The organism is Streptomyces iranensis, assembly GCF_017874715.1.
Classification (GTDB): domain Bacteria; phylum Actinomycetota; class Actinomycetes; order Streptomycetales; family Streptomycetaceae; genus Streptomyces; species Streptomyces iranensis.
On sequence record NZ_JAGGLR010000015.1, the window covers coordinates 267,661 to 287,027 of the forward strand.

General features: G+C 70.8%; 17 protein-coding genes, 1 pseudogene and 1 riboswitch. Of the genes and pseudogenes, 11 read left to right on the top strand and 7 right to left on the bottom strand.

From position 1 onward, the window contains the following. The first annotated feature begins 1 nt into the window (after position 1). A complete protein-coding gene (locus J2Z30_RS27365; RefSeq protein ID WP_044573882.1) occupies positions 2 to 979 on the top strand; it encodes an ABC transporter substrate-binding protein in 978 nt (325 codons plus the stop codon). A 36-nt stretch (positions 980 to 1,015) separates the two neighbouring features. Here the strand turns inward: J2Z30_RS27365 and J2Z30_RS27370 are convergent, their stop codons facing one another. Together J2Z30_RS27370 and J2Z30_RS27375 are read right to left on the bottom strand one after the other, a co-directional pair. Then, complete coding sequence (locus J2Z30_RS27370) at positions 1,016 to 1,588, bottom strand: Uma2 family endonuclease (RefSeq protein WP_044573885.1); 573 nt, start codon at positions 1,586 to 1,588, stop codon at positions 1,016 to 1,018. 152 nt (positions 1,589 to 1,740) lie between these two features. Further along, on the bottom strand, positions 1,741 to 2,220 hold the full coding sequence (locus J2Z30_RS27375; protein WP_044573890.1) for a carboxymuconolactone decarboxylase family protein: 480 nt from the start codon (positions 2,218 to 2,220) through the stop codon (positions 1,741 to 1,743). A 46-nt stretch (positions 2,221 to 2,266) separates the two neighbouring features. Here J2Z30_RS27375 and pdxR point away from each other — a divergent pair, with 46 nt between their 5' ends. The 4 genes from pdxR to J2Z30_RS27395 all read left to right on the top strand — a co-directional run bounded on the left by pdxR (position 2,267) and on the right by J2Z30_RS27395 (position 6,872). Then, entirely contained in the window at positions 2,267 to 3,754 is a 1,488-nt protein-coding gene (gene pdxR / locus J2Z30_RS27380; protein ID WP_044573892.1) for a MocR-like pyridoxine biosynthesis transcription factor PdxR, read from the top strand. A 574-nt stretch (positions 3,755 to 4,328) separates the two neighbouring features. Further along, positions 4,329 to 5,201 (top strand): LysR family transcriptional regulator, encoded by an 873-nt coding sequence (locus J2Z30_RS27385; protein ID WP_044573895.1) that lies wholly within the window; start codon positions 4,329 to 4,331, stop codon positions 5,199 to 5,201. A 117-nt stretch (positions 5,202 to 5,318) separates the two neighbouring features. Further along, entirely contained in the window at positions 5,319 to 5,669 is a 351-nt protein-coding gene (locus J2Z30_RS27390; protein ID WP_044573897.1) for a hypothetical protein, read from the top strand. A gap of 15 nt (positions 5,670 to 5,684) precedes the next feature. Then, positions 5,685 to 6,872 (top strand): glutathionylspermidine synthase family protein, encoded by a 1,188-nt coding sequence (locus J2Z30_RS27395; protein WP_044573899.1) that lies wholly within the window; start codon positions 5,685 to 5,687, stop codon positions 6,870 to 6,872. A gap of 11 nt (positions 6,873 to 6,883) precedes the next feature. Here J2Z30_RS27395 and rocD read toward each other — a convergent pair whose 3' ends face one another. Then, a complete protein-coding gene (gene rocD / locus J2Z30_RS27400) occupies positions 6,884 to 8,104 on the bottom strand; it encodes an ornithine--oxo-acid transaminase (RefSeq protein ID WP_044573902.1) in 1,221 nt (406 codons plus the stop codon). A gap of 32 nt (positions 8,105 to 8,136) precedes the next feature. After that, positions 8,137 to 8,234, top strand: a riboswitch (ZMP/ZTP riboswitch). A 39-nt stretch (positions 8,235 to 8,273) separates the two neighbouring features. Between rocD and glyA the strand changes: the two genes are divergently transcribed. Next, entirely contained in the window at positions 8,274 to 9,545 is a 1,272-nt protein-coding gene (gene glyA / locus J2Z30_RS27405; RefSeq protein ID WP_044581814.1) for a serine hydroxymethyltransferase, read from the top strand. Positions 9,546 to 9,916: 371 nt separating this feature from the next. Here glyA and J2Z30_RS27410 read toward each other — a convergent pair. Next, a pseudogene (locus J2Z30_RS27410) lies at positions 9,917 to 10,438 on the bottom strand (RNA polymerase sigma factor); the annotation flags it as partial. A 76-nt stretch (positions 10,439 to 10,514) separates the two neighbouring features. On the opposite strand from J2Z30_RS27410, the gene trpS reads away from it, so the two are divergent. Both trpS and J2Z30_RS27420 read left to right on the top strand, forming a co-directional pair. Beyond that, positions 10,515 to 11,528: a tryptophan--tRNA ligase gene (gene trpS / locus J2Z30_RS27415; protein ID WP_044573904.1), complete on the top strand. Its 1,014-nt coding sequence runs from the start codon at positions 10,515 to 10,517 to the stop codon at positions 11,526 to 11,528. Positions 11,529 to 11,764: 236 nt separating this feature from the next. Continuing rightward, positions 11,765 to 12,364, top strand: a complete 600-nt coding sequence (locus tag J2Z30_RS27420; RefSeq protein ID WP_044573906.1) for a 2'-5' RNA ligase family protein — start codon at positions 11,765 to 11,767, stop codon at positions 12,362 to 12,364. A 92-nt stretch (positions 12,365 to 12,456) separates the two neighbouring features. Here the strand turns inward: J2Z30_RS27420 and dprE2 are convergent, their stop codons facing one another. Continuing rightward, the gene (dprE2, locus tag J2Z30_RS27425) at positions 12,457 to 13,233 is read right to left on the bottom strand and encodes a decaprenylphospho-beta-D-erythro-pentofuranosid-2-ulose 2-reductase (RefSeq protein ID WP_044573908.1); all 777 of its coding nucleotides are present in this window, start codon (positions 13,231 to 13,233) and stop codon (positions 12,457 to 12,459) included. A gap of 170 nt (positions 13,234 to 13,403) precedes the next feature. Between dprE2 and J2Z30_RS27430 the strand changes: the two genes are divergently transcribed. Further along, positions 13,404 to 14,447 carry a YihY/virulence factor BrkB family protein gene (locus J2Z30_RS27430; protein WP_078957362.1) on the top strand — a complete coding sequence of 348 codons (1,044 nt, stop codon included), beginning with the start codon at positions 13,404 to 13,406 and terminating at the stop codon, positions 14,445 to 14,447. 73 nt (positions 14,448 to 14,520) lie between these two features. Here the strand turns inward: J2Z30_RS27430 and J2Z30_RS27435 are convergent, their stop codons facing one another. Then, positions 14,521 to 15,885: a D-alanyl-D-alanine carboxypeptidase family protein gene (locus J2Z30_RS27435; protein WP_486389185.1), complete on the bottom strand. Its 1,365-nt coding sequence runs from the start codon at positions 15,883 to 15,885 to the stop codon at positions 14,521 to 14,523. A 106-nt stretch (positions 15,886 to 15,991) separates the two neighbouring features. Here J2Z30_RS27435 and J2Z30_RS49910 point away from each other — a divergent pair, with 106 nt between their 5' ends. Continuing rightward, positions 15,992 to 16,243: an SCO4848 family membrane protein gene (locus tag J2Z30_RS49910; protein ID WP_037953585.1), complete on the top strand. Its 252-nt coding sequence runs from the start codon at positions 15,992 to 15,994 to the stop codon at positions 16,241 to 16,243. Positions 16,244 to 16,333: 90 nt separating this feature from the next. Beyond that, positions 16,334 to 17,890: a metallophosphoesterase gene (locus J2Z30_RS27440; protein WP_044573910.1), complete on the top strand. Its 1,557-nt coding sequence runs from the start codon at positions 16,334 to 16,336 to the stop codon at positions 17,888 to 17,890. Between the two features lie 12 nt (positions 17,891 to 17,902). Here J2Z30_RS27440 and J2Z30_RS27445 read toward each other — a convergent pair whose 3' ends face one another. After that, entirely contained in the window at positions 17,903 to 19,258 is a 1,356-nt protein-coding gene (locus J2Z30_RS27445) for a VanZ family protein (protein WP_078957364.1), read from the bottom strand. Positions 19,259 to 19,367 lie beyond the last annotated feature (109 nt).

The following is a 19,367-nucleotide window of genomic DNA, read 5'->3' on the forward strand; positions in this document are numbered from 1 at the left end:
GATGGCTCGCACCCGCACTCAGCTGCTGATGGCCGCCGCCGGGGTGGCGGCCGTGTTCACCGCGACCGGCTGCGGCGCGGCGGACATGACCAAGCAGTCCTCGCCGTACGCCAATGTGGGCGGGGCGAAGAGCGTCACGCTCTCCGTCCAGTCGTGGGTCGGCGCCCAGTCCAATGTCGCGGTCGCCCAGTATCTGCTGGAGCACGAGCTGGACTATCGCGTCGACACCGTCCAGGTGGACGAGGTGCCGGCGTGGGACGCGCTCAGCCAGGACCGGGTGGACGCGATCCTGGAGGACTGGGGCCACCCGGACCAGGAGCAGCGCTACGTCAAGGACAAGAAGACGATCGTGCCGGGCGGCGGGCTCGGCGTCACCGGCCATATCGGCTGGTGGGTGCCGAAGTACTTCGCCGACGCCCATCCGGACGTCCTGGACTGGAAGAACCTCAACAAATACGCGAAGACTTTCAAGACCGCGGAGAGCGGCGGCAAGGGCCAGCTGCTGGACGGTTCACCGTCCTATGTCACCAATGACAAGGCGCTGGTGAAGAATCTGAAGCTGAACTACCAGATCGTTTTCTCGGGTTCGGAAGCGGCGCAGATCACCCAGATGAAGCAGTTCGCCAAGGCGAAGAAGCCGTTTCTTTCGTACTGGTACGAGCCGCAGTGGCTGTTCAACCAGGTCCCGATGGTCGAGGTCAAGCTGCCCAAGTACACGGACAAGTGCGCTGACGAGGGCGCCAAGGACCCCGACTCCTTCGACTGCGCCTACCCGACCACACCGCTGCAGAAGTATCTGAACGCGGACTTCGCGAAGAAGGGCGGCAAGGCGGCGGCGTTCCTGAAGAACTTCCACTGGACGAAGAAGGACCAGAACGAGGTGTCCGAGTTGATCGCCTCGCAGGGGATGTCACCCGAGGACGCCGCGAAGAAGTGGGTCGAGGCGCATCCGGACGTCTGGAAGAAGTGGATGCCCTGAGCCCGGATCGCGCTCAGGGCAGCTTGGGCGACCGGATTACTTGAGGAAGCCCGCGGTGTCGAGTTCGAGGCCGAGCGGTTCGGGGAGCGTCAGTTTCTCCCCGAACATCGCTCGGTGCTCATCGCGGTAGAGGCCCTTCCCGTCGGGATGCGAGTACACCGTCGTGCTCCCGTCGCCGTCGTGCGGGTCGATCAGCAAATAGATCGGCACGTTGGAGTGGGCGTAGCCCTTGACCTTGGCCTGGAGATCTCGCGCTCTTGTGGAGGGCGATGTGATCTCGGCGACGAGCAGGACGTCATCCGCTTGGACCTGCCATTCCTCCATGCTCTTCAGCGCTTCCGACTCGCAGATGAGCAGGTCCGGAATGAACCTCTCCTCCGTCGCGGGGAGGAAGACCGTGGCGGTGTTGGTAATGCGCCATTGCGTCGGTACCTCGCGGACGAGCTGGAGGTTCAGCTCGCTGAAGATCCAGTTGTGGAAATTCGCAGGCGTCGGTGAGATGACGATCTCCCCCCCGATGAGTTCTGCTCGCATTCCATCCGGCAGCTCCAGCTGGGCATGGATGTCGAGCAGATTTTCGAACTCTTGGTCGGGCAGTGGCGCCGTCATCACGAGACCTCCCATTGGCGGGTCCCCCTTCTGGCTGTGTTGCCTTCGTGCCGTACTGCCATGCGGGGGCCTGTCACCATCATGCGTTACGCGATGACTCCGATGTCGGATAACGGTCCCCCGTCGTCAATAACGACGACGGGGGCAGATGGTCACACGGTCGGCTTGTAGGCACCGGGGGTCATGCGGGTGGTCACACCGATGCGGTTCCAGGCGTTGATGGTGAAGATCAGGGCGATGAGCTGGGCCAGCTCCCGCTCCTCGAAGTGCTTGGCGGCCTGCTCGTAGACCTCGTCCGGGACGAAGCCGTCGGTCAGGACGGTGACGGCCTCGGTCAGGGCGAGGGCGGCCTGCTCCTTCTCGGAGTAGAGGTGGCCCGCCTCCTCCCAGGCGTTGAGCAGGTACAGGCGCTCCTCGGACTCGCCCGCCGCGCGGGCGTCCTTGGTGTGCATGTCGATGCAGAAGGCGCAGTGGTTGAGCTGTGAGGCACGGACTTTGACCAGCTCGGCCAGCGTCGGGTCGACGCCCTTTCTGGCGGCCGCGTCCAGGGCGACCATGGCCTTGTAGACCTCGGGGGCGGCCTTGGCGAACTGCATCCGGGGGCCGTGTGCGTGAGAAGTTCCGGTCGTCATGCCTTCACGCTAGAGGCCGGGCGGCCCAGGGGTATGGTCCATTTCCATGGCGGATTCATGGGCCACTCCGAGGGGTGAACCCGGACAGCGGGCGGGCGGCCCGGCCGGGCCGGGGGCGGATCTCCATCTGGATCTGCCGCGGGGCGGCGGGGCCGGGGTGCGGGACGCGCTCATCCGTGCCCTGCGCGACGCCGTCCGCGACGGGCGGCTTCCCCCGGGCACCCGGCTGCCGTCCTCCCGCTCACTCGCCGCCGACCTCGGCATCGCCCGGAACACCGTGGCCGACGCCTATGGGGAGCTGGTGGCCGAGGGCTGGCTGACGGCCCGGCAGGGCTCGGGCACCCGGGTCGCCCGGCGCGTCGTGCCGCCGGAGCCCGCGCCGCCGCGCACGCCCCCGCCCGCCGCCGTGGCCGCCACCCGGCCCATCTACGATCTGCGGGCCGGTCAGCCCGATGTCTCGGCCTTCCCCCGGTCCGCCTGGCTCTCCGCGGCCCGGCGCGCCCTGACCGCCGCGCCGAACGAGGCCTTCGGCTACGGCGACCCCGCCGGACGGCCCGAGCTGCGGCGGGTCCTGGCCGACTATCTGGCGCGCGCCCGCGGGGTGCGGGCCGCGCCGGAACGGATCGTGGTCTGCGCGGGGTTCGTCCAGGGGCTGGCCCTGCTCAGCAGGGTGCGGGCGAAGGCGGGGCACCGTGAGGTGGGCGTGGAGTCCTACGGGCTCGATGTCCACTGGAACGTGATGCGCGGGGCCGGGCTGCGCACCGTGCCGCTGCCGGTCGATCAGCAGGGCGCGCGCACGGCGGAGCTGGACCGGTCCGCCGGGCTGCGGACCGTTCTGCTCACCCCGGCGCATCAGTTCCCCACCGGGGTTTCGCTGCACCCCGACCGGCGCGCCGCCGTGGTCGACTGGGCGTCGCGGGTGGGCGGGCTGGTCCTGGAGGACGACTACGACGGGGAGTTCCGCTATGACCGTCACCCGGTCGGGGCGCTCCAGGGGCTCGACCCCGAGCATGTGGTGTATCTGGGCACCGCCAGCAAGAGCCTGGCGCCCGCGCTGCGGCTGGCGTGGATGGTGGTGCCGGACCATCTGCTGGACGACGTCCTGGCGGTCAAGGCAACCGGGGAGTGGCAGTCGGGCGCGCTGGACCAGCTGACGCTCGCGGAGTTCATCGAATCCGGGGCGTACGACCGCCATGTGCGTGGCATGCGGATGCGCTATCGGCGGCGCCGCGACCAGTTGGTGACGGCGCTCGCCGAACGCGCCCCGCGGGTGCGGGTCACGGGCATCGCGGCTGGACTGCACGCGGTGATCCAACTGCCGTCGGGTACCGAGCGGTCCGTGGTGCAGGGCGCGGCCTGGCAGAGCCTCGCCCTGGAAGGGCTGTCCCGCTACCGCTATCGCGAGGAGCGGGAGCCGGACAAGCCCGGACCGGGCCCGGACGGGCAGTTGGACGCGCTGGTCTTCGCCTATGGCGCCCCGCCCGACCACGCCTTCACAGGCGCGCTGGAGGCGCTGTGCCGGGTGCTGCCCTGACGCCCCACGCGTCGGTCAGACAGTCCCCGCCCAGAGCAATTCCTGCCCTGATTCCTCCAGTTTCCGCAGGTCATGCGCTGGGCGCTCAGGTCACACGCTGGGCGCCCAGCAAACTCTTCGCACCGCCTAGAAAACACGCAGCGTGTACGTGCCCTGCTGGTTCAACATGCAAGACCACCCGTGAGTGCGCGGGGAACCAAGTGCCGCCAGGAATGTCCCCACTCTTTTACACTCGTCCCTGGTCTTGAAGTTGCCGATAACTGACTGCGTCCCGACAGCCGACTGCGTTCCGACGGTCGACTGCGTCCCGGCAACTGACTGCGTGTGCTGGGCGGATGCCGAAGCCGTACCCGCACCCGCCATTCCGATCGCTGCCACACACCCGAGCGTGACCAAAGCCTTACGAAGCATCATATACAGCCCCTTAGCAAGTAGTTTCCGTTGATAGCGATGGCCGCTATCCGCAAAGCAGGACATCACGAAGATCCATCTGGATCATCAGTCAAAATTGTTCTGTCCGATGCGCCCGCCCGGCTGCGCGCCGATGCCTGCCTGGCTGTTCCGTGGAGATTCGATGGAGATCCGCTCACTGCGTTATGTGGTGACCCTGGCCGAGGAACTGCATTTCGGGCGGGCGGCCGAGCGGCATCACATCTCGCAGCAGCCCTTCGGGCAGTACATCCGGCGTCTCGAGCGCGAGGTAGGCGCTTCGCTGTTCGAGCGGACCAGTCGGCGGGTGACCCTGACCCCGACGGGTGTGTGGTTCGTGGCCGAGGCCCGGGTACTGCTCGAGGCGGTGGGCCAGCTCGCCGAGCGCGCCAGGTCCGAGGGCGCCGGACGGGACGAGCGGACGCTGCGCCTCGGGGTGCTCGGATTCGGAGCGGGGCAGAGGTGGGATGATCTGCGTGCGGCGCTGACCGCTCAGGTGCCCGGGTTACGCATCGAGTACGTCGACCTGGACTGGTCCACGCAATATCGCTCCGTGCTCGACCACACCGTGGACGCCGGGATCATGTGGCACGCCGGTTCGGTGGACGGCTTGCGGTCCGACGTCGTCCTGTCGTCACCCCGGGTCGCGGTGGTGCCCGCCCGGTCGCAGCTTGCCGACGCCACGTTTCTGACCATGGACGAGGTCGCCGACGGGCCATGGCTGGCGACTCCACGCCTGAGCCCGGCCTTGCATGAATGGCTCGGGCCCGCTGCCGAGCCGGGGCCGAACGCACCGGTCGTCCGTCAGCCGGCCGCCATCCCGACCGCCGTCGCCACCAGCGGATACATCTCGCTGCACGCGGAGGTGGCACGCGACTTCTATCCGCGCCCCGATGTGCGGTTCGTTCCCCTGGAGGGAGCGGCCCCGGAGATCGCCGTCATCACACGAGCCGATGACGAGCGGCCGACCATCACCGCCCTCCGTCGAGCGGCGCGCTTCGCGGAAGCGCGAGGTTAAGGTGAGCGGTCACGGCCTCGGGCGGGACGAGGGTCGCGAACGGGACGAGGGCCGCGGGCGGGACGACTGCCTCGGAGGAGATCACGGCCTCGGGGGAGAGGAACGGGGGAGACGGGGATGGAGCGGAAGACGACGCGGCGGCTGCGGTCGAGCACGGTGATCCTGGGCGGTATGGGCGCGCTGGCGGCGGCGCTCACCTCCTGTGGTTCGGAACCGGACAAGCGCTGTGTGGACCGGGACAGCTATGACGCGGTGAACGGCTATCGGATCGTCGACTCCAGTGCCTGCAAGGGCTCTTCGTCCACCACGGGCGGCAAGGGCAAGAAGAGCCGGGGCACATCGGGCGTCGACGGCGAGTGGTACTACGACTCCGACGTCAGCGGCCGCTGGGCGGACTACGGCACCTTCGACAAGAGCAAGGCGGCCGACCGGGGCGGCTTCGGCTGCTCGGGCTCCAGCGGCGGCTGAGCGGGCCGCCCCACGATGAAGCGCCACACCATCGACCCCCGCCCCGACTGGCAGTCCACGGTCGAGGAGCAGGGAGTCATCTATCCGCTGACCCGCTACCCGGACGGCTCGCTGCGCCCCTACTGGGACGAGAGCGCCTACTACGCGTTCTCGCTGCCCGAGGTCGAGGCGCTGGAGGAGGTCGTCGAGGAGCTGCACCGGATGTCGCTGGCGGCGGCCGCCCATATCGTCGAGACCGGCCGCTTCGCCGACCTCGGCATCGACGATCCGCGGCTGGCCGGGCTGATCGCCGAGTCCTGGCACCGCCGGGCCGAACAGCCCAGCGTCTACGGCCGGTTCGACCTGCGCCACGACGGTGAGTCGGGCCCGGCGAAGCTGCTGGAGTACAACGCCGACACACCCACCTCGCTGGTGGAGGCGGCCAGCGCGCAGTGGTTCTGGATGGAGGACCGCTTCCCGGGCGCCGACCAGTGGAACTCCCTCCATGAACGGCTGGTGGACGCCTGGCGCACCCAGGCGGCGCTGCTGCCGCCGGGGACGCCCCTGTACTTCGCCCATTCGGCCGGGGACGAACTGGGCGAGGACCTGATGACGGTGGCCTACCTCCGCGAGACGGCCGAGCAGGCCGGGCTGAGGACCGAGGCGATCTCCATGGAGGACATCGGCTGGGAACGGCTGTCGGGCCGCTTCGTCGACAAGCGGTTCGGCTTCATCCGGAGCTGCTTCAAGCTCTACCCCTGGGAGTGGCTGGCCACCGACCGGTTCGGCCCGCATGTGCTGGACACGCTGGACAACGGGGGCGGCACCGGATCCACCCTGTGGATCGAACCGGCCTGGAAGATGCTGCTGTCCAACAAGGCGCTGCTGGCCGTGTTGTGGGAGCTCTTCCCGGGCCACCCCCATCTGCTGCCCGCCTACCTCGACGGCCCCCGGGAACTGGCCCGCACCACCGGCTATGTGGCCAAACCGCTGCTGGGCCGCGAGGGTGCGGGGGTCACCGTGCATCCGCCGGGCGAGGAGCCCGTCGTGCGCGATGAGCCGTGCTGCTACCAGGAACTGGCGCCGCTGCCCGACTTCGACGGCAACCGCGTGGTGCTCGGCACCTGGGTGGTCGAGGGCGAGTCGGCGGGGCTCGGCATCCGCGAGTCGGCGGGGCTGGTGACGGATGAGTACGCGCGCTTCATCCCGCACGTCATCCGCTGAGCGAGACCGGGTCATTCGGCCAGCACCGCCCTCAGCTGATCCAGCCCCCACTCCAGATCCTCCTCGCTGATCACCAGGGGCGGGGCGATCCGGATCGTGGCGCCATGGGTGTCCTTGACCAGCACTCCGCGGTCCATCAGCCGCTCGGAGATCTGCCGCCCGGTGCCTCGCGACGGATCGATGTCCACCCCCGCCCACAGCCCCCGGCCGCGCACCTCCTGGACCCCCCTTCCCAGCAGCAGCCCCAGCTCGCGGTGGAGCAGCTCGCCCAGCGTGGCCGAGTGCCGCTGGAACTCCCCGGTCCGCACCATGGCGATGACCTCCAGGGCGACCGCGCAGGCGAGCGGGGAGCCGCCGAAGGTGGAGCCGTGCTCCCCGGGGCGGTGCACCCCGAGAACCTCGCGGGAGGACACCACCGCCGACACCGGCACCACCCCGCCGCCCAGCGCCTTGCCCAGCACATAGACATCGGGGACCACGCCCTCGTGCTCACAGGCGAAGGTGGTGCCGGTGCGGCCGAGGCCCGACTGGATCTCATCGGCGATGAACAGCACATTCCGCTCCCGGGTCAGCTCCCGGACCCCGGCCAGATAGCCGGGCGGCGGCACCACCACCCCCGCCTCGCCCTGGACCGGCTCCAGCAGCACCGCGACCGTCTCCTCGGGCGCGGCGTCCAGCGTCGCCGCCATCGCCGCCAGATCCCCGTACGGCACGATCGAGAAACCCGGGGTGAAGGGGCCGTGGTCGGCACGGGCCTCGGGATCGGTGGAGAAGCTGATGAGGGTGGTCGTCCGGCCGTGGAAGTTGTTCCCGGCGGCGATGATCCTGGCCCGGCCGTCCGGGACGCCCTTGATCCGATAGCCCCATTTGCGGGCGGTCTTGACGGCCGTCTCCATCGCCTCCGCGCCCGTGTTCATGGGCAGCACCATCTCCATGCCGCACAGCTCGGCCAGCTCGGAGCAGAAGGTGCCGAAGCGGTCGTGGTGGAAGGCGCGGGAGGTGAGGGTGACCCGGTCCAGCTGGGCCTTGGCGGCCTCGATCAGCCGGCGGTTGCGATGCCCGAAGTTGAGCGCCGAGTATCCGGCGAGCAGATCGAGATAGCGGCGGCCCTCGACATCGGTCATCCAGGCGCCTTCGGCGGACGCGACGACGACCGGCAGCGGATGGTAGTTGTGCGCGCCATGGGCCTCGGCGGCGGCGATGGCCCGCTCCGCGGAGCGTCCCGGTCCCATCTTGTCCTCCTTGTCTCATTAGCTAGAGTGGGGGTGCGCACCGTGACTGGCGAGCCGAGCGTGGAACCGACCACGAGGAAGCGATGCGCGGCCACAGCGCCACGAGGTGCCGCCCGCCTGGGCACCCCGGGACACGACCGGACCGTCGCCGATCGCCCCGGAGGACTCGATGAGCCTGCCCCTGTCCCACCCCGCCCTTCTCGCCGCCGACCCCGAACTCGCCTCCCTCGTCGGCTCCGAGGAGCTGCTGCAGTCCGAGACCCTGCGCCTGATCCCGAGCGAGAACTATGTCTCCGCCGCCGTCCTGGAGGCCTCCGGGACGGTGCTGCAGAACAAGTACAGCGAGGGCTACGCGGGCCGCCGCTACTACGAGGGTCAGCAGGTCATCGACCAGGTGGAGACCCTGGCGATCAACCGGGCCAAGGCCGTCTTCGGCGCCGAGCACGCCAATGTCCAGCCCTACTCCGGCTCGCCCGCCAACCTCGCGGTCTATCTGGCCTTCGCCCGGCCCGGTGACACCGTGATGGGCATGTCACTGCCCATGGGTGGTCATCTCACCCACGGCTGGGGCGTCTCCGCCACCGGCACCTGGTTCCGCGGTGTCCAGTACGGCGTGCGGCAGGACACCGGCGTGATCGACTTCGACCAGGTGCGCGGGCTGGCCCGCAAGGAGCGGCCCAAGCTGATCTTCTGCGGTGGCACGGCGGTGCCCCGCACGATCGACTTCGCCGCCTTCGCGGAGATCGCCCGCGAGGTGGACGCGGTGCTCGTGGCCGATATCGCGCATATCGCCGGTCTGATCGCGGGCGGCGCCCACCCCTCGCCCGTCCCGTACGCCGATGTCATCTCCACCACCACCCATAAGACGCTCCGGGGTCCGCGCGGCGCGATGCTGATGTCGCGCGAGACCCATGCCAAGGCCATCGACAAGGCCGTCTTCCCCGGGCTCCAGGGCGGCCCGCACAACCAGACCACCGCCGCCATCGCGGTGGCCCTGCACGAGGCCGCCCAGCCCGCCTTCCGTGACTACGCCCGAGCCGTGGTCGCCAACGCCAAGGCGCTCGCCGGGGAACTGCTCGCCCGCGGCTTCGACCTGGTCTCCGGCGGCACCGACAACCATCTGATCCTGATGGACCTGACGCCCAAGGAGGTGCCGGGCAAGGTCGCGGCCAAGGCCCTGGACCAGGCCGGGATCGTGGTGAACTACAACACCGTCCCGTACGACCCGCGCAAGCCCTTCGACCCCTCCGGTATCCGGATCGGCACCCCCTCCCTCACCTCGCGAGGTCTGACCACCGAGCACATGCCCGCGGTGGCCGACTGGATCGACCGCGGGGTGACCGCCGCGAAGAGCGGTGACGAGGGTGCCCTCACCAAGATCAGGGCCGAGGTGTCCGAGCTGATGGCGGCCTACCCGGCGCCCGGTCTGCCGACCGGCTGACCTCCGGCGCGGGGCCCTGCCCGGCCTCCAGGCCGGGCAGGGGCCGCCACCACTGCTCCTCCAGGATCCGGTCGTCGTCGGCCACCGGCACCGGCAGGCCCACGATCCGGGCGAGCACCCGCTCGACCAGCGTCTCCCCGCCCGCCGGCGGGACGCCGTCCGCCGCCGCCCCCGAGGGCGCGCCGTCCTCCGGCTCCACGCCGCCCGCTTGCGACACGCCGTGCCGCGACGGTCCGCCGGACGGCGGTATCCCCGGCCCCCGCCCGAGCGCCCGCAGCTCTCCGGGCAGCCCTTCCTCGGCCATCTCCTTCGCCTCCCCACTCCATCTCATCGGCCGTCTCCCTCTCGGTCTCCGACATCTCCGACGGCCCCAGCAGCCGCTCCAGCCGTCTCAGGGCGCGGCTCAGCCGCGATTTCACCGTGCCGCGCGGCCAGCCCAGCGCCTCCGCGGTCTCCGCCTCGTCCAGATCCAGCAGATAGCGGTAGATCACCACTCGCCGCTGCGGCTCGCTCAGCTCCTCCAGCGCGGCCAGCAGCCGTGCCCGCCGCTCGCCCGCCAGCGCCACGGCCGCCGGATCGGCCGACTCCGGTATCACCGGCTCGGCTCCGGCCAGCAGCGCCCCCTCCCGGTCCGCCGCCGTGCGCCTCCGGCGCGCCGAGCGCACCGCGTTACTCGTCTCATGGGCGACGATCCGCAGCAGCCAGGGCCGGAACGCCGCCTCGCTCTGGAACCGCCCGAGCGCGAGATACGCCTTCACAAAGGCGTCCTGCACCACATCCTCGGCATCCGCGCCCGCCCCGAGCAGCCGGGCGGTGCGGTGCGCGATCGGCGCATGAGCCCGCACCAGCTCGGCGTACGCCTCGGCGTCGCCGGCCCGCACTCGCGCGATGATCTGTGCTTCACCAGTCCTCACACATCTCATACACCGGCGGACGGAGTCTGGTTCCACACCTGAGAGAATGGGTGCCATGGCCCTCGATCGTCCCCGTGCACTCTCCGGTATCCAGCCCACCGCAGGTTCCTTCCACCTCGGCAACTACCTCGGTGCGATCCGGCAGTACGTCGCGCTGCAGGAGACCCACGACGCGTTCTACACCGTGGTCGACCTGCACGCGATCACCATGCCGCAGGATCCGGCGGAGCTGCGCGCCAACAGCCGGCTCGCCGCAGCCCAGCTGCTCGCCTCCGGCCTGGACCCGGACCGCTGCACGCTCTTCATCCAGAGCCATGTGCCCGAGCACGCCCAGCTCGGCTGGGTGATGAACTGTCTCACCGGCTTCGGCGAGGCGTCCCGGATGACGCAGTTCAAGGACAAGTCGGCCAAGCACGGCGCCGACCGGGCCACCGTCGGCCTCTTCACCTACCCGATCCTCCAGGTCGCGGACATCCTGCTCTACCAGGCCAACCACGTCCCCGTCGGCGAGGACCAGCGCCAGCACATCGAGCTCACCCGCGATCTGGCGGACCGCTTCAACGGCCGCTTCGGCGAGATCTTCACCGTTCCCGAGCCGTACATCGTCAAGGAGACGGGGAAGATCTACGACCTCCAGGACCCGACGATCAAGATGAGCAAGTCGGCGTCCATGCCGAAGGGCATCGTCAGCCTCCTCGACGAGCCCAAGGTCTCGGCGAAGAAGATCAAGAGTGCGGTGACCGACCTCGAGACGGAGATCCGCTTCGACGAGGAGAAGAAGCCGGGCGTCAGCAATCTGCTGACCATCTACTCCACCCTGACCGGCACCGCCATCGCGGAGTTGGAGCGCCGTTACGAGGGCAAGGGCTACGGCGCGCTCAAGACCGAGCTCTCCGAGGTGCTGGTCGAGTGGGTCACGCCGTTCCGTGAGCGGACCCAGGAATACCTGCGCGACCCCGCGACGTTGGACGGAATCCTGGCCAAGGGGGCGGACAAGGCCCGAGCCGTCGCCGCCGAGACGCTGGCCGCCACCTACGACAAAGTGGGCTTCCTGCCCGCGGCGCGCTGAGCGGCACGCCGAGCGCCGTGCGCACCGCCCGGTGAGCACGGAGCGCCCCGCGCACCTATGAATACGGACCCGCGCGGAAAGCGGAACATACCAGTCCGGCCCCCTGACCAGGGGGCCTTTGGACGGGTGTGCCAAAGGACCGAGGAATCTAGCCGCGAGGGCAGCGCAGCCGCCACACTGACACGGGTGCAGCGGCCAGAACCCAGCAGCCCGGGAGGGCCAGGAGGGAGAACGCAGTGGGGACCGTAACGCTCGGCGTTTCGATCGCGGTCCCGGAGCCGTACGGCAGCTTCCTCCAGGAGCGGCGCGCGGGCTTCGGGGACCCGGCCGCCCATGGCATTCCCACGCACGTCACCCTTCTGCCGCCGACCGAGGTCGACGTCTCGGCGCTGCCCGCCGTGGAGGACCATCTGGCGCGGGTCGCGGCCGAGGGGCGGCCGTTCCCGATGCGGCTGGAGGGCACCGGCACCTTCCGGCCGCTCTCGCCGGTGGTCTTCGTCAGGATCGTCGAGGGCGCGGAGGAGTGCGCGGTGCTCCAGGAGCGGATCCGGGCCGAGTCCGGGCCGTGCGCGCGTGAGCTGCAGTTCCCGTACCACCCGCATGTCACGGTCGCACACGGCATCGACGAGGAGGCGATGGACCGGGCGTTCGTGGAGCTCAAGGAGTACGAGGCCGCCTGGACGATCACCGGCTTCGCCCTGTACGAGCAGGGGGCGGACGGGGTCTGGCAGCTGGACCGCGAATACCCCTTCGGAGCGGATGAACAGCCGGGCGGTGCCCAGCCCGTGGTGCCCCGTCAGGCGGATCTCTCGCGCCCGGCGGCGCCCTCTCACTGAGCGTTCCGCCGGGACGCCCCGCCGGGGTTCCGGTGCGTCAGTCATCCGCGGGCCCGTCGTGGCCGGTCACACCCGCGCGGCGGAGCCGCACATCAACACGGCCCCGCACCCCTACGGGGCCCGCTCGGGCGGGAGACGGACCGGGGCAGCAGGCGGCGTGCCGCCGTCACCAGCCGCAGTGCGCCCGGCGCCCAGACGACCGGGGCGCGCCGCCGCAGCCCCTCCTCGATGACCTCGGCGACCGCCTGGGGCGTGGTGGCCAGCGGTGCGGGCCGCAGCCCGGCCGTGAGCTTCGTACGGACGAAGCCGGGGCGTACGACCATCACATGGACGCCCGTGCCGCGCAGCGCGTCCCCCAGCCCCTGGGCGAACGCGTCGAGCCCGGCCTTGGCGGAGGCGTGGATGAAGTCGGTGCGGCGGACCCGTCCGGCGGCGGCCGAGGAGAGCACCACCAGTGAGCCATGCCCCTGGCGGCGCATGGCGTTGGCGCAGATCAGGGCCGCGGAGACGGCGCCGGTGTAATTGGTCTGGGCGACCCGGACCGCCGCCGGGGGATCGGTCTCGTCCCGCGCCTGGACGCCCAGGACGCCGAAGGCCAGCAGCACCAGGTCGATGTCGCCCTCGGCGAAGACCTTGCCCAGGGTCACCTCGTGGGCCTCGGGGGCGAGCGCGTCGAAGGGCACCGTAAGGGCGTCGGCACCGAGGTCCCGCAGCTGCCGCGCGGTCGACTCCAGGGCGGGCGAGGGACGGCCGGCCAGCCAGACCGTACGGGCCCGCCGGGTGATCAGGCGGCGGACGGTCGCCAGGGCGATCTCGGACGTACCGCCCAGGACGAGCAGCGACTGCGGGGAACCGACGACGTCCTTCATGCAGGGAACTTATCCGCACGATCCGGAGCATATGGAGTGATCGTGCGTCCGTATGCGCGCCCTCACCGAAAAGAGTGATGAGGGGAGCGCCGGTCCGGGGAACCCGGATATCCGTACCGCGCGCCCGGCGCGCCGAGGAGTGACAACGCGCAGAAGGGTAGTTGCTGATCATGGAATCGTTGACCCGGCTGCCTGTCGTCGGCCCCGCCCTGGCCTGGCTGATGCGCACCCACGCCTGGCGTACGTACGAACGGCTCGACCGCGTCCACTGGAGCCGGCTCGCCGCCGCGATCACGTTCACCAGCTTCATCGCCTTCTTCCCGCTCATCGCCGTCGGGGCGGCGATCGGCGCGGCGACGCTCAGCCAGGCGCAGATGGCGCAGCTCCAGAAGAAGCTCGCCCAGCAGATCCCCGGTATCTCCGGCCAGCTCGACCTGGGCGCACTCGTCCAGAACGCCGCCACGATCGGGGTCGTCGCGGGCGCCCTGCTGCTGTTCACCGGCATCAGCTGGGTGGGCTCGCTGCGCGAGTGCCTGCGCGCCGTATGGGAGCTGGAGGAGGACCCCGGCAACCCGCTGGTGCGGAAGGTCAAGGACGCGTTCGTGCTGATCGGGCTGGGCGGGGTGGCGCTCGTCTCGTTCGCCGTGTCCGCCCTGGCCGCCACCGCCGTGGGCCGGGTCGCCCGGCTCATCGGCATCCCCGAGGACGGGGTCGGCGGCTGGCTGCTGCGGATCGCCGCGTTCCTCATCGCCGTCGGCGCCGACTTCCTGCTGCTGTGCTACGTGCTGACCTGGCTTCCGGCCGTGGAGCCGCCCCGCCGTACGGTCGCGGTCGCCGCGCTCATCGGGGCGATCGGCTTCGAACTGCTCAAGCTGCTGCTCAGCAGCTATCTGAAGGACGTGGCGGCCAAGAGCATGTACGGGGCGTTCGGGGTGCCCATCGCGCTGCTGCTGTGGATCAACTTCACCGCGAAACTCACGCTGTACTGCGCCGCCTGGACAGCCACCCCGCCCGCTGCCCAGGCCGAGCACGAGGCGGAATGGGCGGCCGAGGCGGACAAGGCCCAGCCGTCCGAACCGGAGGAGCCGTCCGGGCCGTCCGGGCCGTCCGAGCCGTCCGGGCCGTCCGAGCCGCCTAAGGCGTCCGGGCCGCCCGAGCCGGAGGTCGAAAAGCACCGCGCCAGCGGGCCGGAAGGCCCGCCGGCGGCGGCGTGAACAACGGACGGCGGCGACCGTAAGGCGGCCACGGCGCCCGGTAAGGCGGCCACGGCGCCCCTAAGGGCTTCGCTCAGTCGCGCGAGCGGCGGCGCACCAGCTCGGGGAGCGGCCAGCGGCGGTGCACCCCGAAGGCCACCGCGCCCAGCAGCGCCAGGGAGCCGCCCGTGATGCCCACGGCGGTCCACATACCGCCCGAGCTTCCGTCGTCCGACGAGACGGACGCCTGGGCGTGCTTATGGCCGTTCTCGCTACCGGCCGAGGGGTGGTTGGCGCCCGCAGCGCCCGGCCGGACGAGGGTGCCGACCGGGTTCACCGAGCCCGACGCCTTGAACCCCCAGTCGAAGAGCTTCGCGGTCTCCTTGTAGACCTCGTTCGCCTCCTGCTGCTGCGGATTCATGACGGTGACCAGCAGTACCCGGTTGCCGCGCTGGGCGACCCCGGTGAAGGTGGCGCCCGCGTTCGTGGTGTTGCCGTTCTTGACCCCGGCGATGCCCTTGTAGGGGTCGACACCGAGGCCGGTCAGCAGCCGGTTGGTGTTCTGGATGCCGAAGCTGGAGCGGGTCTTCTTGCCCTTCTTGTCCTTCTCGAACGTCCCGGGGAACTGCGCGGTCGCCGTCGAGCAGTACTCCCGGAAATCCGCCTTCTGCAGCCCCGAGCGGGCGAAGAGGGTCAGGTCGTACGCGCTGCTGACCTGGCCCTTCTCGTCGTAGCCGTCCGGGGTGACCACACGGGTGTCCCGGGCGTTCAGGTACTTCGCGTGTGCCTGCATCTCCTTTACGGTCGCCGGGACCCCGCCGTTCATGGCCGCCAGCACATGCACCGCGTCGTTGCCCGAGCGCAGGAAGACGCCGAGCCACAGGTCGTGGACCGAGTAGGTGTAGTTCTCCTTGACCCCGACCAGGCTGCTGCCCTCACCCATCCCCTCCAGGTCGGACAGCTGCACCTTGTGGGTCTTCGTCTTCGGCATCTTCGGCAGCAGCGTGTCCGCGAACAGCATCTTCAGCGTGGACGCGGGCGGCAGCTGCCAGTGGGCGTTGTGCGAGGCGAGCACATCGCCCGACTCGGCGTCTGCCACCAGCCACGACTTCCCGCTGAGCCCCTTGGGCAGCGCGGGCGCGCCCGGCTTCGGGTCCACCTGGGTGTCGGGGCGGCCGAGCCGCTTCCCGCCCACCGTGGACATGTGCGCGGGCGGCTTGACCGCGTCGGTGGAGCCGCCCGGCTGGTCGGCGGCGTACGCCGGGGCGGCGGCGAGCGGACCGCACAGCAGGAGGGCGGCGGCGGTGGCGGCCAGCGGGGCCACGGCGTGGCGGGCGGGGGTGCGGCCCTTGCCGGAGATCTTGCCGGAGATCCTGTCCGTGCTCTTGCCGGTGCTCTTGCCGGTGCTCTTACGGGTGCTGTGTCGGACGTGAGTGCTGGTGAAGGAAGGTGTGGGCACGGAGGTGAACGTACCTGGCGTCGCTGAGGAGAGCGACAGCAGCGCCGACGTATTGACGGCAGACCCCCGCGTGGGGGTATGGGAGGTCGCGCCCATACTGGAGACCATGAAGCTCAGCCGCCCCGTGTCCTGGTTCCTGCTCGCCTTCGGGGTCTGGAGCTGGGTCATCTGGTTCACCTTTGTCAAAAATTTGTGGAAGGACGCCAGCGGACTCGCCTTCGACGACTCCGGCGACCCCACCGCGTACTTTTGGGTGCATCTGCTGCTCGCGATCACCTCGTTTCTCTTGGGGACGGCGATCGGGGTGATCGGGTTGCGTGGCGTGCGCGCTCTGCGCCGGAACGACGCCTCCGAGTAGCCGTTCCAGGCAGCCATGGCAGGCAGCCGCAGCCGCAGCCGCAGCTGCCGTGGCAGGCAGTCGCGTAGTCGCTAGGGGAGGGGACCGGGGATGGTCGTGCTCTACGTCCTGATCGCACTGGTCGTCGTCGGTCTGCTGACCGGCGTCCACTGGTACGTGTGGCGGCGGCTTGTCCGCGATACGACGGCGCGCGGGGGGTGGGCGCGCCGTACGGGCACGGCGGCGGCCTTCGCGCTGCCGCTGATCAGCGTCGGCGCGCTGATCGCGGGCCGCGCGGGCGCGCCCTTCCCCCTCCAGCGCGCCCTCGCCTGGCCGGGTTACCTCTGGCTCGCCCTGCTCCTGTACCTGACCCTGGCTCTCCTGGCGGGCGAGGCGGTACGTCCCCTGCTGCGCGCCTGGCTGAGCAAGTCCGCTGATGTGCGGTCGACGGCCATCTCCGACGAGGGCCCGGACGCGCCCGGCGGCCCGTCGGGCGGGCCGCCGACGGCGTTCGCCGACGACAGCGGCGCCGCCGCTCCCGCCCCTGCTCCTGCTCCTGCTCCCGCTCCTGCTCCCGCTCCTGCTCCGGCGGCCGTCGGCACGGGTGGCAGCGAGGGCGCGGCCGCCGAAGGCGGCGCGGGCTCAGTGGTCGGGGATGGCCTGGGCGCGGCTGTGGTGAGTGAAGCCGAGGCCGTCGCCGACGGGGCCATCGAGGCCCTGGCCGGGACGGCGGGGCCCGCCGTGGCCGGGGCGGTCGAGGTCGCCGAGGGCGACGCCGCCAAGCCCACCGCACAGGCGGCCGCCCAAGGCGGCGCGGCGGACCCCGGGGACGCCGCCCCCGTGCCCTCTCGCCGTCTCTTCGTCGCGCGGGCCGTCGCCCTCGGGGCCACTGCCGTGGCGGCCGGGACGGTGGGGTACGGGACGTACACCGTGTTGCGCGGGCCGAGGGTCAAGCGGATCACCGTGCCGCTCGCCAAGCTGCCGCGCCGGGCGCACGGCTTCCGGATCGCCGTCGTCAGCGATATCCACCTCGGGCCGATCCTGGGCCGCGATCACACCCGGCGGGTCGTCGAGGCGGTCAATCGCACCAACCCCGACCTCGTCGCCGTCGTCGGCGACCTCGTGGACGGCAGCGTGGCCGACCTCGGCCCGGCCGCCGAGCCGCTGCGTGGGCTGAGTGCCCGCCACGGCAGCTGGTTCGTCACCGGCAACCACGAGTACTACTCGGGCGCCGCCGAGTGGGTGGACCACGTCCGCGAGCTGGGTCTGCGGCCCCTGGAGAACGAGCGCACCGAGCTGCCCGGCTTCGATCTCGCCGGAGTGAACGACGTGGCGGGGGAGAGCGAGGGCCACGGTCCCGACTTCGGCAAGGCGCTCGGCGACCGCGACCGCTCGCGCGCCTCCGTGCTGCTCGCCCATCAGCCGGTGGTGATCCACGACGCGGTGAAGGCGGGCGTGGATCTCCAGCTCTCCGGCCACACCCACGGCGGTCAGCTGTGGCCCGGCACCTATGTGGCCGAGCTCGCCAACCCGACCGCCGCCGGGCTCGAGCGGTACGGCGACACCCAGCTCTATGTGACCCGTGGCGCGGGCGCCTGGGGCCCGCCGGTACGGGTCGGGGCGCCGCCGGACGTCACCGTCGTGGAGCTCGCCTCGACCCGCGCCTGAACGCCCGCCGGCTCAGCCCCGGTCCGCGCCTACCGCGACCGGAGCGGGCGGGGCAGCAGGCTGGTCGGCGGGCCGGTCAGCGGGCGGAGCAGCAGGCTGGTCGGCAGGCGGGGCAGCAGGCGGGGCAGCGGGCCGGTCGGCAGGCCGTTCAGCGGGCCGGTCAGCCGTCGCCGTCCCTACGGCCGCCCGCACCGCCCGCCGGTGCGGCAGCGTCGCGTTGCGGATGCCCGAGATGCGGTCGTGCGGGGCCAGCCGGTCCGGGTGCCGCAGCGTCTTCCGTACGCACACCGCCGTCAGCGTGAACCCGACCATCACCGTCAGCAGCTGAGCGGGGCTCAGCGCCATGAGGATCGCCGCCGCGCCCTGCGTGCCCGAGTCGCGGACGGTGGCGAACAGGCGGGCGGGATACGGCTCGTTCAGCAGGGTCAGCACCGCCAGGAACAGCCCCGCCAGGAATGGCATCACCAGCGCCCCGATCAGCAGCGCGCGCAGGGTCAGCCGCCAGACCACCAGCGGGCCGCCGTCGTCCGCCACCAGCTTCAGCAGCAACAGCCGCTTTCCGGGGGTCGCCCCCGTCGCCAGCGGCAGCAGCACGAACCAGGCCACGAAGATTCCCACCAGCATCCAGGTCGGGGCCGACCCGCCCCGGTAGATCACGACGGTGGTGAACACCGAGGCGACCACATACCCGGCCACATCCACGACCAGTGCCGTCAGCCGCCGCCCGAACGGAACCGGGCGTGCCGCCAACGCCCGCCCGTCCAGCGTCTCCAGCGTCGGCAGCATCCGCGCGACCGGCCCGGCCAGCAGCCAACCGGCCACCGCCCCCGCCGTGTTGACGATCAGGTCGTCCACGTCGAAGAGCCGGTACGGGCAGTTGTAGAGACCCCAGACCCCGGTCCACTGCGTCAGCTCGAAGGACAGCGAGACCGCGAAGCCGATCGCGGCGGTGGCGGGCAGCGAGCGCCGGAAGTGATAGCGGAGGAAGACGCCGAGCGGCAGGAGCAGCAGCAGGTTGAAGACGGTTCCGGCGACGGCGGGGTTCTGGAGGACCAGCGAGTTGAGCCCGACCTTGTGGTCCGCTTCCTTCCAGATGTCTCTGAAGGTGTTCCCGGGCATCCACTGCGGATGGGCCACCATCGCGAACCGCCGGCACATGTCGGCGGACTGCTTCGGCAGCGGCACGATCGTCATGCAGAAGGCCGTGAGCGCGTAGTAGAGGAAGCCGTACAGCGACAGCGCCCGCCCCCGGGACATCACGCCGTGACGGCGGTACAGGGCGACGGCTGTCGGCAGCAACAGTAAGAGCGCCAGCAGAGGGAAGAGCGCGGCGGCGGTCTTGATCGGGAGAACGTAGGCGGTGGCCATGAGCACGACTATACGCGATGTGTATACCCACTGTGCATAGTTCCCCGGAACGCGCCGGAGCGACGAAGGCGCGCCGGAACGACAAGGCACGCCGGAACGACGAAGGCAC